At 55.2% G+C, this 14,615-nt stretch carries 13 protein-coding genes and 1 tRNA gene; 4 read left to right on the forward strand and 10 right to left on the reverse strand.

Annotation, left to right across the window (positions count from 1 at the left end; all coding sequences use genetic code 11):
- The first annotated feature begins 11 nt into the window (after window positions 1-11).
- Window positions 12-368, forward strand: a complete 357-nt coding sequence (locus AB8880_05595) for a hypothetical protein (protein XDZ66860.1) — start codon at window positions 12-14, stop codon at window positions 366-368.
- 57 nt (window positions 369-425) lie between these two features.
- Here the strand turns inward: AB8880_05595 and AB8880_05600 are convergent.
- The 4 genes from AB8880_05600 to ssb form a co-directional block, all read right to left on the reverse strand.
- Window positions 426-501: transfer RNA gene (locus AB8880_05600), tRNA-Lys, on the reverse strand.
- Between the two features lie 64 nt (window positions 502-565).
- Complete coding sequence (coaD, locus tag AB8880_05605; protein XDZ66861.1) at window positions 566-1,075, reverse strand: pantetheine-phosphate adenylyltransferase; 510 nt, start codon at window positions 1,073-1,075, stop codon at window positions 566-568.
- Complete coding sequence (gyrA, locus tag AB8880_05610; GenBank protein ID XDZ67027.1) at window positions 1,072-3,669, reverse strand: DNA gyrase subunit A; 2,598 nt, start codon at window positions 3,667-3,669, stop codon at window positions 1,072-1,074. Before gyrA ends, coaD begins: the two co-directional genes overlap by 4 nt.
- A gap of 203 nt (window positions 3,670-3,872) precedes the next feature.
- Window positions 3,873-4,343 carry a single-stranded DNA-binding protein gene (gene ssb / locus AB8880_05615; GenBank protein XDZ66862.1) on the reverse strand — a complete coding sequence of 157 codons (471 nt, stop codon included), beginning with the start codon at window positions 4,341-4,343 and terminating at the stop codon, window positions 3,873-3,875.
- 144 nt (window positions 4,344-4,487) lie between these two features.
- On the opposite strand from ssb, the gene uvrA reads away from it, so the two are divergent.
- Together uvrA and trmFO are read left to right on the forward strand one after the other, a co-directional pair.
- Window positions 4,488-7,403: an excinuclease ABC subunit UvrA gene (uvrA, locus tag AB8880_05620; GenBank protein XDZ66863.1), complete on the forward strand. Its 2,916-nt coding sequence runs from the start codon at window positions 4,488-4,490 to the stop codon at window positions 7,401-7,403.
- A gap of 4 nt (window positions 7,404-7,407) precedes the next feature.
- A complete protein-coding gene (trmFO, locus tag AB8880_05625) occupies window positions 7,408-8,802 on the forward strand; it encodes a methylenetetrahydrofolate--tRNA-(uracil(54)-C(5))-methyltransferase (FADH(2)-oxidizing) TrmFO (GenBank protein ID XDZ66864.1) in 1,395 nt (464 codons plus the stop codon).
- Here trmFO and AB8880_05630 read toward each other — a convergent pair.
- The 5 genes from AB8880_05630 to yajC are packed head-to-tail and all read right to left on the reverse strand — an operon-like array spanning window position 8,771 to window position 12,625.
- Window positions 8,771-9,343, reverse strand: coding sequence for a hypothetical protein (locus tag AB8880_05630; protein ID XDZ66865.1), 573 nt, complete (start codon window positions 9,341-9,343; stop codon window positions 8,771-8,773). The genes trmFO and AB8880_05630 overlap by 32 nt on opposite strands.
- A gap of 2 nt (window positions 9,344-9,345) precedes the next feature.
- Complete coding sequence (locus AB8880_05635; GenBank protein ID XDZ66866.1) at window positions 9,346-9,738, reverse strand: MTH938/NDUFAF3 family protein; 393 nt, start codon at window positions 9,736-9,738, stop codon at window positions 9,346-9,348.
- Window positions 9,738-10,685, reverse strand: coding sequence for a protein translocase subunit SecF (gene secF, locus AB8880_05640; protein XDZ66867.1), 948 nt, complete (start codon window positions 10,683-10,685; stop codon window positions 9,738-9,740). The genes AB8880_05635 and secF overlap by 1 nt, the downstream gene beginning before the upstream one ends.
- Before the next feature lie 8 nt (window positions 10,686-10,693).
- A complete protein-coding gene (secD, locus tag AB8880_05645) occupies window positions 10,694-12,247 on the reverse strand; it encodes a protein translocase subunit SecD (protein ID XDZ66868.1) in 1,554 nt (517 codons plus the stop codon).
- A gap of 30 nt (window positions 12,248-12,277) precedes the next feature.
- Window positions 12,278-12,625, reverse strand: coding sequence for a preprotein translocase subunit YajC (gene yajC, locus AB8880_05650; protein ID XDZ66869.1), 348 nt, complete (start codon window positions 12,623-12,625; stop codon window positions 12,278-12,280).
- A 145-nt stretch (window positions 12,626-12,770) separates the two neighbouring features.
- On the opposite strand from yajC, the gene AB8880_05655 reads away from it, so the two are divergent.
- Window positions 12,771-13,646, forward strand: a complete 876-nt coding sequence (locus AB8880_05655; protein XDZ66870.1) for an ATP-binding protein — start codon at window positions 12,771-12,773, stop codon at window positions 13,644-13,646.
- A gap of 16 nt (window positions 13,647-13,662) precedes the next feature.
- Here AB8880_05655 and AB8880_05660 read toward each other — a convergent pair whose 3' ends face one another.
- Window positions 13,663-14,580 (reverse strand): peptidoglycan DD-metalloendopeptidase family protein, encoded by a 918-nt coding sequence (locus AB8880_05660; protein ID XDZ66871.1) that lies wholly within the window; start codon window positions 14,578-14,580, stop codon window positions 13,663-13,665.
- Window positions 14,581-14,615 lie beyond the last annotated feature (35 nt).

The raw sequence follows: 14,615 nt of genomic DNA on the forward strand, positions 1-14,615 counted from the left end.
GTTTCCCTAGTATGAGATATTTTTTCCCGGCTTCATTCAAGTTCAAGGTTTTTGGCGTATCGCTTGCCATTGTTCTTACATGTCTTGCCATCAAAACCGCGCGGGCAGATACGCTCGAATTGATCTGCCATGATCAGCACGGTCGCACGCGGCTGTTAACGGCACATACGGATGCCATGCTGATCTACAATCCCTCACGGCCGCAGGATGTCTTCTGGCTGGATACCAGCAAGCATAATTATCTTGATCTGCTTGCTTTTGAAAACCAGGCCTGGACGTTCATCTATGATCGAGACCGCAGAATCGACACGCTTTATCAACGCGTGGTTGGTGATTTCTATATCTGTGAGGATCGCCGCCCTGCCTGAACATAAAAACCCCCGGGATCCGAGGCAAGAACCGCCAGGTATCCCGAGGGGTTTACATGGTGAGCGGTACAGGATTCGAACCTGTGACCCAGTGATTAAAAGTCACTTGCTCTACCAACTGAGCTAACCGCCCGTAAGGGTGATGACAGGTTTAGGAGAAACAGCCTGCTTTTTCAACCCCCTCTTTTTCTGATCGGTTATTTTTTCTCAGCGCAGCGTTCCTTCAGGGCTTCAGCCACTCGTTTGGGGACAAAAACGCTGACATCACCACCAAGAAGTGCCACCTCTTTGACCATTCTTGATGCGATGAACTGATTACGTTCCGATGCCATGAGAAAAACGGTTTCAATATCACGTCTCATCCGCCTGTTCATGCCGGTCATCTGGAATTCGTAATCAAAATCTGTCACCGCCCTTAGCCCGCGCAGAATCATCTTGGCGCCAACACTCTGGGCATAATCGATGAGGAGACCTGAAAAGGTCTGAACTTCAATATCCGCCGTCAATCCCTTTTCGATCTTCATGGCATCGACTTCCTGGCGGAGAAGTTCTACCCGCTCATCGATGGTAAACATCGGGGATTTACCGATATTGATGGCCACCGACACAATCAGGCGGTCGGTCAGTGTCGCCCCACGTTCGATGATATCCAGATGACCGTTTGTCACCGGATCAAAACTGCCGGGGTAGATTGCGATCAAGCTCATTTGCCGTCTTCTCCCTTCGCAGCATCGGTCTCGGATGTGTCACTATCCGCTGTTTCGGATGTTCTTCCGGGGGAATCATCGGCTGAGATGTCTTCATCCTCGCTTATCTCATCATCATCCTTTTCCTGGATGAGGCCGATGGACACCACCTTTTCATCCTTGCCGATGCTGAACAATGTCACCCCTTGAGTCTTGCGTCCGGCGATACGGATACTGTCACCGTCCTGGGCGTGAACGCGGATACGGATCACCGTTCCGCCATCGGTGGCGAGCATCAACTGGTCATCTTCAAGCACGGGAAATGAGGCCACAACCTTGCCGTTGCGTTCTGAAGTCTCAATATTGGCAACCCCCTGGCCGCCACGTCCGGTGATGCGGTAGTCATCTGCCTTGGTTCTCTTGCCGTAGCCGTTTTCAGTCACGGCAAGAACATACTGATTTTCAGGATCATCGAGCACCGACATGGAAACAACCCGGTCATCGCCAAGAAGACGCACGCCCCTTACGCCGGTGCTGTCGCGGCCACGAAACAGGCGAACCGCCTCAGCCTTGAAACGGATCGCCTTGCCGTTCCGGGTCGCCATCATGATATCATCATTCTCGGTGCAGGGGTGAACGGAGATCAGGCTGTCCCCCTCCTTCAGTTTCATGGCGATCTTGCCGTTGCGCTTGATATTGGTGAAATCAGAGAGCATGTTGCGGCGAATATTTCCTTCGGAGGTCGCAAAGACAACATTAAGGCTTTCCCAGAGTTCCGGATTGTCCGGCATCGGCATGACGGTCTGGATCGTCTCATCCGGATCAATGGGCAGGAGATTGACCATTGCCTTGCCCTGCGCTTGCGGTGCAGATTCCGGCAGGCGATAGCATTTCAACTGATATACCGTTCCTTTGGAGGTGAAGAACAGGATCGGCGTGTGGGTGTTGGCGACAAAAAGCCTCGTCACAAAGTCTTCGTCGCGCGTCCGCATTCCGGCACGCCCCTTGCCGCCGCGGCGCTGGGCCCGATAAACCGAGAGCGGGACCCGTTTGATATAGCCGCGATGGCTTACGGTCACCACCATGTCTTCGGACTGGATGAGATCCTCATCATCCTGATCACCAATCTGATCGCTGATTTCGGTGCGACGTTCATCGCCAACCATTTCACGCGACTGGGCAAACTCCCCGAGAATGACTTCGATTAGACGTTCGCGATTGGAAAGGATTTCAAGATAATCGCTGATCTTTTCAGCAAGTTCTCGCGTTTCTTCGGCAAGTTTGTCGCGCTCCATGCCAGTCAGGCGCTGAAGCCTGAGTTCAAGAATGGCTTTTGCTTGGGTTTCGGAAAGACGATATTTTCCATCCTCCACCTCACGCCCCGGCTCGGCGATCAGCGCGATGAACGGCGCGACTTCTTCGGCAGGCCAGAGCCGCTCCATCAGTGATTTTCTGGCATGTTCGGCATCCGGTGCCTTGCGGATAAGTTCGATCACTTCATCAATGCTGGTAAGTGCCACCATCAACCCGGCCAGAATATGTGCCCGGTCTCTCGCCTTGGTGAGCAGATGACGGGTCCGGCGGGTGACTACCTCTTCACGGAAGGAACAGAACGCCCGGATAACATCGAGAATCCCCATCTGTTCCGGTTTGCCGCCATTAAGCACCAGCAGATTGACCGAAAACGTCGTTTGCAGACGGGTATGACGGTAGAGCTGGTTGAGCACCACATCACCCTGGGCATCACGTTTCATGTCAATGACAACCCGCATGCCGCTGCGGTCGGATTCATCGCGGATATCGCTTATACCCTCGATGGTTTTGTCCCGAACGAGTTCGCCGATACGCTCCAGAAGCTGGGCCTTGTTCACCTGATATGGAAGTTCATGGATGACGATGCGGTCCCTGTCTCCCTGCTCCACCTCTGCCTTGGCCCGAACAGGAATGCTGCCGCGTCCGGTTTCAAAAGCGCTACGTATTCCGGCCCGGCCCATGATGATCCCGCCTGTCGGAAAATCAGGCCCGGGGACGATTTCCATCACTTCATCAAGCGTAATAGCCGGATTACGGATATAGGCCATGCAGGCATCAATGACCTCGGTGGGATTATGCGGCGGGATATTTGTCGCCATACCAACCGCAATACCGCCGGCGCCATTGACGAGAAGATTGGGATATTCCGCGGGCAGAACAGATGGCTCTTCCTGCGTTTCATCGTAATTGGGGATGAAATCGACGGTATCGCGATCAATATCCCGAAGCAGGGCTTCGGCCACCTTGGCAAGCCGGGATTCGGTGTAACGCATGGCAGCCGGGGGATCGCCATCGACGGAGCCGAAATTCCCCTGCCCGTCCACCAGCGTGACACGCATGGAGAAATCCTGCGCCATCCGAACCATGGATTCATAAATCGCGCTGTCGCCATGGGGGTGATAGTTCCCCATCACGTCCCCGACAACACGGGCCGATTTACGATATTGTTTCGACCAGTCGTAGCCGCCTTCCATCATGGCATAGAGAATGCGGCGATGCACCGGCTTCAGCCCATCCCGAACATCGGGCAAGGCCCGCGAGACAATGACGCTCATCGCGTAATCGAGATAGGATTTCCGCATTTCTTCGGTGATGGAAATCCCGGTTTCGCCGGGACGTGACTGATCCGTCAATCGCTTTACTCCAACAGAGAAAATCTTGTTAATAATTTAGCAAAATTGACGAAAAAATACCAGATATTGTTGTCACAAAAGTGAAAAGAGCACCGCCTGAGCGGTGCTCTTTGATTTCAAAAAATCCTGGCGGTTCAATACCTGAAAACAGATCAGAACGGGATATCATCATCCAGATCACCACCCATGGGCGGGGCTGGACGCGGGCTTTGGTCAGAAACCTGATAGGAACTCGACTCATTGCTGACATAGCCCCCCGAATCGCCGCTGTCACGACCACCTACAAGGGCAAGCTCCCCCCTGAAGCGGGCCAGCACCACTTCGGTCGAATACCGGTCCGCCCCGGATTGATCCTGCCATTTCCGGGTCTGCATCTGGCCTTCCAGATACACCTGGCTTCCCTTGCGCAAATACTGTTCGGCAATCCGGCCCAGATTCTCGTTGAAGATGACGACATTGTGCCATTCCGTGCGTTCGCGCTGCTCACCGCTGTTCCGGTCTTTCCAGCGTTCCGAGGTCGCCACGGAAAACTTGATGATCTTGTTGCCATCGTTGAGGCTGACCACTTCAGGGTCGCGCCCCAGGCGCCCCAAAAGGATGACTTTGTTCACGCTTCCGGCCATGATGTATTTCTCCCTTGATAACCAGCAACAGCATACGAAACCATTTGCAGACGGGCAATTGACAACTGATGAATACGGCCAATTTTATTGAGCGTAAGACAAAATTTTTATAGCAATTTCCACCTTGCCCCCTATAGTTCCGATATGCCTGACACAACAACCAGCAATTCCGCCACGGTTTCATCTCCCGCCGAAGCCAAACGCCTTATCCATGTCCGCGGTGCCCGTGAGCATAACCTCAAGGATATCACCGCCGATATCCCGCGTGATTCCTTTGTTGTCCTGACGGGGCTTTCAGGTTCAGGCAAGTCAAGCCTCGCGTTTGATACGATCTACGCCGAAGGGCAGCGCCGATATGTGGAATCGCTTTCAGCCTATGCACGCCAGTTTCTCGAGATGATGCAGAAACCGGATGTTGACCTGATCGAAGGCCTCAGCCCGGCAATTTCCATCGAACAGAAAACCACGTCCCGAAACCCGCGCTCAACCGTCGGGACGGTGACCGAAATCTATGATTACATGCGCCTGCTCTGGGCACGGGTCGGCATCCCCTATTCCCCGGCCACCGGCCTGCCCATCCGCAGCCAGACCGTCAGCCAGATGGTCGATGGGGTGCTTGGCCTTGAGGCGGGCACCCGGCTCTATCTTCTGGCCCCGATCGTGCGGGGACGGAAAGGTGAATACCGCAAGGAGCTTTTGAGCCTGCACGCGCGCGGATTTCAGCGGGTCAAGATCGATGGCGAAATGTTCGACATGGAATCGCTTCCTGCTCTCGACAAGAAGAAGAAGCACAATATCTCCATCGTGGTGGACAGGCTGGTGATCCGCCATGATGACGATGACCTGCCGACACGGCTGGCCGATTCCATTGAAACCGCGCTGAAACTCACCGATGGACTGGTCATTGCAGAAGAAGCTGACAGCGGCAGGGAACATGTTTTTTCCGCCCGCTTTGCCTGCCCCGAATCCGGGTTCACCATCGATGAGATCGAACCCAGACTGTTTTCCTTCAACAACCCGTTCGGGGCCTGCCCGGATTGCGACGGGCTTGGCAAATCCAGTCACTTTGACCGCCAGCTTGTCATCCCCAATCCGGCCAAGACCCTGCGCGACGGGGCGGTGGCGCCCTGGGCGTCCTCGACGGCGAAATACTATATCCAGACGCTCGAATCCCTTGGCCGCCATTACAAGTTCAATATGGATACACCGTTTGAGAAACTGAGCCAAAACCATCAGGAGATCATCCTGTTCGGATCCGGCGGGGAAACGGTGCAGATGCAATATGATGACGGACTGAGATCATACCGCACCAGCAAGCCTTTCGAAGGCGTCATCCCAAACCTGCAACGCCGGATGCGGGAAACCGATTCCGCCTGGATACGGGAAGAGTTGGCCAAATTCCAGGCAGATCACCCCTGCGACAGTTGCGGCGGCAAGAGGCTCAAGCCCGAAGCGCTTGCCGTCAAGGTCGCCCAATACGACATTGCCGAGATTTCCACGCTGTCCATCGGCGAGGCCGTTGACTGGTTCGGCTCGGTATCATCTCAGTTGAACGAGCAGGAAAACACCATCGCCAGCCGGATCCTGAAGGAGATCAATGAGCGGTTGATGTTCCTTGCCAATGTCGGGTTGAGTTATCTTTCCCTCGGGCGGGCTTCCGGCACGCTTTCGGGGGGTGAGTCCCAACGCATCCGTCTTGCCTCGCAGATCGGCTCCGGGCTTACGGGCGTGCTCTATGTGCTGGATGAACCTTCGATCGGCCTGCATCAGCGTGACAATGATCGTCTTCTGCAGACCCTCAAGAGGTTGCGTGATCTCGGCAATACCGTGCTGGTAGTCGAGCATGACGAAGAAGCCATTCTTGCCGCAGATCATGTCATTGACATGGGGCCGGGTGCGGGCGTTCATGGCGGGCATATTGTCGCCAAAGGCAAGCCGGATGATATCTGCCGCGTCGATGCATCGCTGACCGGCCAGTACCTCAACGGATCGCGGGAAATCATGATCCCGGATGAGCGCCGGCGACTGAACAAGGAGCGGATGATCCACCTCAAAGGGGCTACGGGCAACAACCTCAAGAAGGTCAATGTTTCCTTCCCCCTCGGGGTGATGACCTGCGTTACCGGCGTTTCGGGAAGCGGGAAATCCACGCTGGTGCTGGAAACGTTGTGGAAAACCATGGCGCGTCTGCTCAACAATGCGCGCGAAGTGCCGGCACCGCTTGAAAAAATCGAAGGTCTCCATCTGGTGGATAAAGTGGTTGATATCGATCAGTCCCCGATCGGCCGGACGCCACGGTCAAACCCTGCCACCTATACCGGTGCCTTCACCCCGATACGGGAATGGTTTGCCGGTCTGCCCGAAGCCAAAACGAGGGGATATGCGCCAGGCCGGTTCAGCTTCAATGTGAAAGGTGGGCGATGTGAAGCCTGCCAGGGCGACGGGCTGATCAAGATCGAGATGCATTTCCTGCCTGATGTCTATGTGACCTGCGATACCTGCAAGGGAAAGAGGTACAACAGGGAAACCTTGGAAATTACCTGGAGAAACAAATCCATCGCTGATATTCTTGACATGACGGTGGAAGACGGTTTGTCCTTTTTCAAGGCGGTTCCAACCGTGCGTGAGAAGCTTGAAACCATGATGCGCGTCGGTCTTGGCTATATCAAGATAGGCCAGCAGGCCACCACGCTTTCCGGTGGTGAGGCCCAGCGGATCAAACTTTCCAAGGAATTGTCACGACGGGCCACGGGACGGACCGTCTACATTCTGGATGAGCCCACAACCGGGCTGCATTTCGAGGATATCCGCAAACTTCTCGACGTTCTGAAAGAACTCGTCGAAAGCGGCAATACCGTTATCGTGATTGAGCACAACCTTGACGTCATCAAGACGGCGGACTGGATTGTTGATATCGGCCCTGAAGGTGGTGATGGCGGCGGTGAGGTTGTTGCGGTTGGCACCCCGGAAGATATTGCGGCATCGGCGGTTTCCATCACCGGGCAGTATCTTTCCATGGTCATGGCGCGCCAGCGCCAGCGCAAGAAGAAAGCCAGATAATCCGATGCGTGATGGGACAAACGGCCTTGTGCATATCATCGGGGGCGGCATGGCCGGATGTGAGGCCGCCTGGCAGGTGGCCGAGGCGGGTATTCGGGTGATCTTGCATGAAATGCGCCCCCACCGGGGCACCGATGCCCATGAAACGGATGGCCTGGCTGAGCTGGTCTGTTCAAATTCATTCCGCTCGGATGATGCAACAGGAAACGCGGTTGGCGTCTTGCATGAGGAAATGCGGCGGCTCAATTCCCTCATCCTTGCCATGGCCGATAAAACAGCAGTTCCGGCAGGCGGCGCGCTTGCCGTTGACCGGAACCTTTTTTCCGAGGCGGTCGAAGAGAAAATCAACACCCATCCCATGATCCATGTTGAGCGGGAAGAGATCAGCGGCATGCCTCCGGACGACTGGTCCAACGTGATCATTGCGACGGGGCCCCTCACCTCACCTGACCTCAGCGCGGCTATCCGTGAGGTTACCGGCGAAGCGGACCTGGCCTTCTTTGATGCCATCGCCCCGATCGTGCATCGCGACAGTATTAATATGGATATCGCCTGGTTTCAGTCCCGCTATGATAAAGGGGATGGCAGTGACTATATCAACTGCCCGCTTGATAAAGAGCAGTATTCGCATCTGATCACCGCTATGCTGGAAGCGGAAAAGATGGATTTTCGTGAATGGGAAGCCAACACACCTTATTTCGAGGGCTGTATGCCCATCGAAGTGATGGCGGAACGGGGGGTGGACACGCCACGCTTCGGGCCGATGAAACCGGTCGGGCTCACAGATCCCCGGACCGGCAAACGCCCTTATGCGGTTGTCCAGCTCAGGCAGGATAACGCCCTCGGAACGCTTTATAACATTGTCGGCTTCCAGACAAAGATGCGCCATGGACCGCAGACAGAGGTATTCAGGCTTATCCCTGGCCTTGAGAATGCTTCCTTTGCGCGACTTGGCGGGCTGCATCGAAACACTTTCATCCGCTCCCCGAAGCTTCTTGACAGGGAATTGCGGCTCAAATCCATGCCCCGGCTTCGTTTTGCCGGCCAGATGACCGGTGTTGAAGGATATGTTGAATCCGCCGCCATCGGCCTCATGGCCGGTCGCATGGCCGCTGCGCAGGAAAAGGGGGCTGAGTTCACCCCGCCGCCGCCTGAAACGGCGCATGGCGCTCTCCTTGCCCATATCACGGGCGGGGCCAATGCCGATACGTTCCAGCCCATGAATGTCAATTTTGGTCTCTTTCCCGATCTCGATACAGGTGAAATGACGCCTGATCCGGTGACCGGCCGCAGACCCCGCCGGCCCAAGGGACGGGACCGTAAAGCACTTTTTGCGGCACGGGCGCTGAAATCTATGGAAGACTATATCAGCGCGCAAGCACCTCTACCATCATCCTGAACGCCAGCATGGGATGTCTTGAGGGATAATCAAGGCGTGACGCATCCTGGCACAACCAGGCGATGAGCGCCATTGGCGGATAGCCAGGCTTGACGGGAAAGTGCGCCTCCCCTCCTTCCATCACATCAGCAAGACATGCCAGCACGGAAGCCATGGCCTCAGCTTCGCCATCCAGTTTCAGCCCATCTTCAATAAGCACCGCAAATTCCTTATGGATGAAACCACCGTCACTGCCATCGAGCACGGCGGCCACGAGGCGCTCAGTTGCATGGGCAAGCCTTGCGCGATCAAGACGTTGACCGGACCAATCCAAAATCCGTTCAGCAAGGGGAACATGATCGGTCTTTCCCGTTTCAAACGCCTCACGCCAAAAGGTCAGCCTTGCGGCAGCGATCAGGTTTTCCGATGCTCTGGTTGCGCGCCGATATTCAAGCCACAAAAGAAGCATATCAGCAAGAAATGCCCGGTCCCTGCGGGCAGCAAATCCTGTTGTCAGCGCCAGCGCCGGGAATTCATGACGTAATGCGGAAACGGAATCCATCCTTATCCCTTTTCCGAAACCTCCAGCGCTGCCAGGGCAACCTTCCGGCCTTCGCTCAAGAGAAGATTCCAGGTTCGGCAGGCCGCGGCCGTGGTGAGAATTTCAGCAGGCAAGCCCGCAGCATTCAGATCACGGCGCAGTTCCATGAAGGGATGATTCATCATCTCACCCACGCCGACAATCATCAGGTCAGGCCGGTGCGGTGAGGCAAGAGCCGCCGCAAAGTCATCAATGCTGAGGGTTTCACGATCCCTGACATACCAGGGCAGGATCGAAAATCCGCTCCCATCCTCCCCGATGATCATGATCGGCCCTTCATGGGACTGGTCGCTGAAAACAAACTTGCCGCCGCTGTAGTCGCTGATAACGGGGGCCGTGGGAAGAGATGCCGACATCAGCGTTCGTATTCAGGGGTGGGCACATCTTCGTCATCGTCCGGGATGATATTGAACCAGACAAGTGTTCCCACGGCGACAAAAATCGATGAATACGTCCCGATAACGATTCCCCAGATCATGGCCAGGGCAAAATCCGCCAGCACCGCGCCACCAAAAACACTGATCGACACGAGCGCCAGAAGCGTTGTCAGTGATGTCATGACGGTCCGGTTCAGGGTCTCATTAAGTGAAATGGTCAGAATCTCAGGAATAGGACGGGATTTATATCGCTTGAGATTATCGCGGACCCGATCAAACACGACGACGGTATCGTTGATCGAGTATCCGGCGATGGTCAGCAATGCGGCCACGGTTGCCAGATTAAACTCAAACCCCGTGATCGAGAAAACCCCGACCGTGGTAATCACATCATGGCTCAGCGCGATAATGGCACTGACGGCAAAAGGCCATTCAAAACGGAACCAGATATAGATCATGATGGCGCCGATCGCCGCGATGATTGCCATGAGCGCTTTCTGGCGCAACTCCCCGCCAACAACCGCACCGACATATTCCGTCCGGCGGATCGTGTATTCTTCGCCCAGGGTCGTCTGGACCAGCGCCACCGCCGCCTTGTCAACATCGGAAAGGCTTTCGCTGTCTTCAAGATTCTGGGATTGAACACGGATCAACACGTCGGTATCAAGACCGAATTCCTGCAAGGAGACATCGCCAAGGTCAAGCTGGCCGAGCTGTTGACGCAAGGCCTGAATATCAGCAGGCCCATTCTTGGAGCGGACTTCAACCAGAAATCCGCCACGGAAATCAATACCGGTATTAAGACCGATAAATGCCCAGGATGCGAGTGAACCAAGAACAAGAAGAAGAGAGAAGATCAGCGCTATCCTGCGGGCGGCAAGAAAAGGGATGTTGGTATTCTGCGGGACAATTTTCAGCAAACGCATCGCTTCACCTATAAAACCAGCTGACCGGGTTTGGTGCGATTAAGCCACAAGACCACAATCATCCGTGTCACCATCACGGCCGAGAACATGGATGTCACCACCCCGATGGCGAGGGTGACCGAAAAGCCCTTGACCGGACCTGACCCCAGGAAAAAGAGGAAAAGCGCTGCGGCCAGTGTCGTGAGATTGGCGTCAATAATGGTCGCGGTGGCCTGTTTGAAGCCGGTATTGACCGATGATGCAATCGTTCTGCCTTTTGCGTATTCCTCGCGGATACGCTCAAAAATAAGGACATTGGCGTCCACCGCCATCCCCATGGTCAGGACGATCCCGGCTATACCGGGCAGGGTAAGCGTCGCCTGCAACAGGGACAGAGCCGCGATCAGCAGGATCATGTTGATGGCAAGAGCCATGGTGGCGAAGATGCCGAATCTTCCGTAACTCAACACCATGAAGACGACAACACCAATCAGGCCGATGATGGAAGCAAGTTTCCCGGCTTCGATACTGTCGCTACCGAGGCCCGGGCCAACGGAACGCTCTTCGAGGACAGCCAGCGGGGCCGGCAGAGCCCCTGCACGCAACAGCAAGGCAAGTTCATCGGATTCTTCAACGGTGAAATTGCCTGATATCTGCCCATTGGAGAAAATCTGCGCCCGGATGACCGGCGCGCTCACCACCTTGTCATCAAGCACGATGGCAAAGGGCCGGCCGATATTCTGCCCCGTCACCTTGCCAAACCGGGCGCCGCCGGTGGCGTTGAGGGTGAAGTTGACAACAGGGTCGTTATTCTCACCAAAACCCGGCCGGGCATCATCAAGCATGTCACCCGAGATCAGCACCCGCTTGCGGACAAGATAAAGCTGGCCGCTACCATCAGCGGCAGGCAGAATTTCCGATCCGGGCGGAATACGGCCAGAAGCTTCAACCTCAACGGCTGAAGCCGAAATATCAACCAGCTGAAAGCCAAGCCGCGCCGTCCGGCCGAGAAGACGTTTGATATCATCCGGATTATCAACACCGGGAAGCTGCACAAGTATCCGGTCCTGGCCCTGACGCTGGATGATCGGTTCTTTCGTTCCGGTTTCATCAATCCGGTTGCGGACAATTTCAATCGCCTGATCTACGGTAATCCGGGCAAGGTCCTGCATACCGGTATCGGAATAGTTTATGACAAAACGGCCTGAACTTTCCTCAATCTGCATGTCCTGGCCGATAAAATCCCGTATCGCCTCCCTGGCCGCGGCAATCTCTTCTGCATCCCGGATCGAAAAGACAACCTTTGTATCATCGGAAACAAGCCCGCGGATTCCAATACGGTTTTCGCGCATCTCAACTCGAATGGCCTCAGCCATGTTTTCAAGCCGTTCGGTCACCACTTTATCAAGCTCAACCTGAAGCAGCAGATAGGAGCCGCCCTGCAGGTCAAGCCCGAGATTTATCTGCCGGTCGGCGAAGAACCCCTCATCCTGCCCGTTCATCAGATTGGGCAGTGCAAGCACAACCCCGATGGCACAGACCATGCTGATGAGGACAATCTTCCATTTCTCGAAAACAATCATCAAAGATACGCTCAGGTCAGGTGGTAAAGGTTACTTCTTGCCTTTTTCAGGTTTCATCAGCTCGCCATTCTTGTCGCGAACCTCGGCGATCATCGCGCGAACCACATTCACAACCACGCCTGACGCAATCTCAACCTCGACGGTGTCTTTTTCATCCACGGCTTTGGTCACCTTGCCGGCGATACCACCTGAAGTGATCACCTGATCACCTTTCTTGAGGCTGTTCACCAGAAGGCGATGTTCCTTGGCGCGTTTCTGCTGCGGGCGGATCAGCAGAAAATAGAAAACAACAAAAATAAGCAGGAACGGCAGCAACTGGGCAAGGGCACCAGGGCCACCAGCACCGGCGGACTGAGCAAAGGCAGGTGAAATGATCATGGCCATCTCCAAATTTTTCAAGCGTGATGTTGCGGCACGATACTACCTTGAGCTTGGGATGCGCAATGATAAACCTTAGCAAAACGTCAAGTTTTTCGCTAGGATGTCTTTCATATTGCTTTGACTGACCGGATGAAATCTGAACATGACTGAAAAGAACGTTGCTGATCCTGCTCTTTATGCACTTCTTGAACGGATAGCTTCGGCGCTGGAAGAGAGGAATGCAACCGCGCGCGTCTCCGCGCCTTCAGATGAATTTTCAGCTTTTGTATGGCAGTCAGCGACCCTTGATTTTGACCCTGTCCGCAGCGTGAACCGCATTCCCTTGTCCCTGCTCAGGGGAATTGACTATCAGCAGGACAAGCTGATGGAAAACACCTTGCGCTTTGCCAGAGGTTTTGCCGCCAACAACGCTCTTCTCTGGGGGGCGCGGGGAACCGGCAAGTCGTCGCTCGTCAAGGCAATTCATGGTGAGGTTTCGGTGGCAAATCCACTGGTGCTTGTCGAAATTCACCGCGAGGATCTGGCAACCCTGCCCCAGCTTTTAAGCGCCATAGGAACCGACAGGCGGCGTTTTATCGTATTCTGTGATGATCTCGCCTTTGAAAGCGGGGAAAGCTCTTACAAATCGCTCAAAGCCATTCTCGAAGGCGGGATAGAGGGCCGGCCTGAGAACGTGATCTTCTATGCCACATCAAACCGGCGTCACCTGATGGCCCGGGACATGATCGAAAATGAGCGTTCCACCGCCATCAATCCTTCGGAAGCGGTGGAGGAGAAAGTCTCCCTTTCCGATCGATTTGGTCTCTGGCTAGGTTTTCATTCGATTGATCAGGACACCTATCTTGCCATGATCAACGGCTATGCCGACGCCATCGGCCTTGCCAAGGGATCGGCGCGGGCGGAGCTTGAGAAGCAGAGTCTCGCCTGGTCCGTCTCACGCGGGAGCCGTTCGGGGCGTGTTGCCTGGCAGTTTATCGTCGACACGGCCGGTGAGGCCGGTATCAAGATCACTTTCTGATCCGGGAAAACTGATATCAGGTCAGGTAATCCTGGGGATTGACGGGCTTGCGGGCCTTGCGCAATTCAAAATGCAGTTGCGGTGAATCAACGCGGCCCGTCATCCCGACGGTGCCGATCACATCACCCTGATCGAGACGCTGCCCCTCTTCCACCTCAATCGAGCCAAGATGGGCATAGGCCGTGATCCAGCCGCCATCATGCTTGACCAGCACAAGATTGCCAAAGGATTTAAGCCCGGCCCCGACAAAGGCCACCTGCCCTTTTTGCGCCGCCCTCACGGCACTGCCAGTTTCGGCGCCGATATTCACGCCGTCGTTATGCACGCCGCGGGCGGTTTCGCCAAAGGTTTCGATGATCGTGCCATCAACCGGCCATGAAAACGTCCCCCCGCTGGTGAATGCAACGCGCTGTCCGACCGATTTCGGCACCGGATTGACGGCGATATTTTCTGCGGGGGTTATCGTTTCCGGGGTGGATTGATCCACCGGCAGATCAAGCAGGGAATAATCAAGACGCCGCGGTATCGCCACCGCCATTCCCTGCCGCAGGCTATACGGCTCTTCAAGACCGTTGAGGCGAATGATGTCGCTGACGCTCACCGAATAGCGTTTGGAGATTTTCTGCAATGTATCGCCTGCCGCAATGATATGTGATCGCGGTTTGGGAACCTCGAGCGTGTCAAGCCCCGTCAACTCATAGGGCGGGGCCAGATTATTGGCCAGAATGATCCGCCTTGGCGTGACCCCATAACGGTTGGCGATGGTGTAGATCGTATCGCCAGGCTCAACCCTGATAATCCCGTCAGGCGGGACTTCCTGCTGGTTCTGGCGTTTCGGGGCATCCTTCACCGGCAGAAGTGCACGTTCCGTGTTCAGTCCGGCACAGCCCGAAAGCAAAAGAACCGAAATAAGGAAAAGGCGGAGATGCCACATGATAAATGCCTGTCACAAACCCTGTTGCGCGGTAA

Source organism: Alphaproteobacteria bacterium LSUCC0684, assembly GCA_041228335.1.
Lineage (GTDB): Bacteria > Pseudomonadota > Alphaproteobacteria > Puniceispirillales > UBA1172.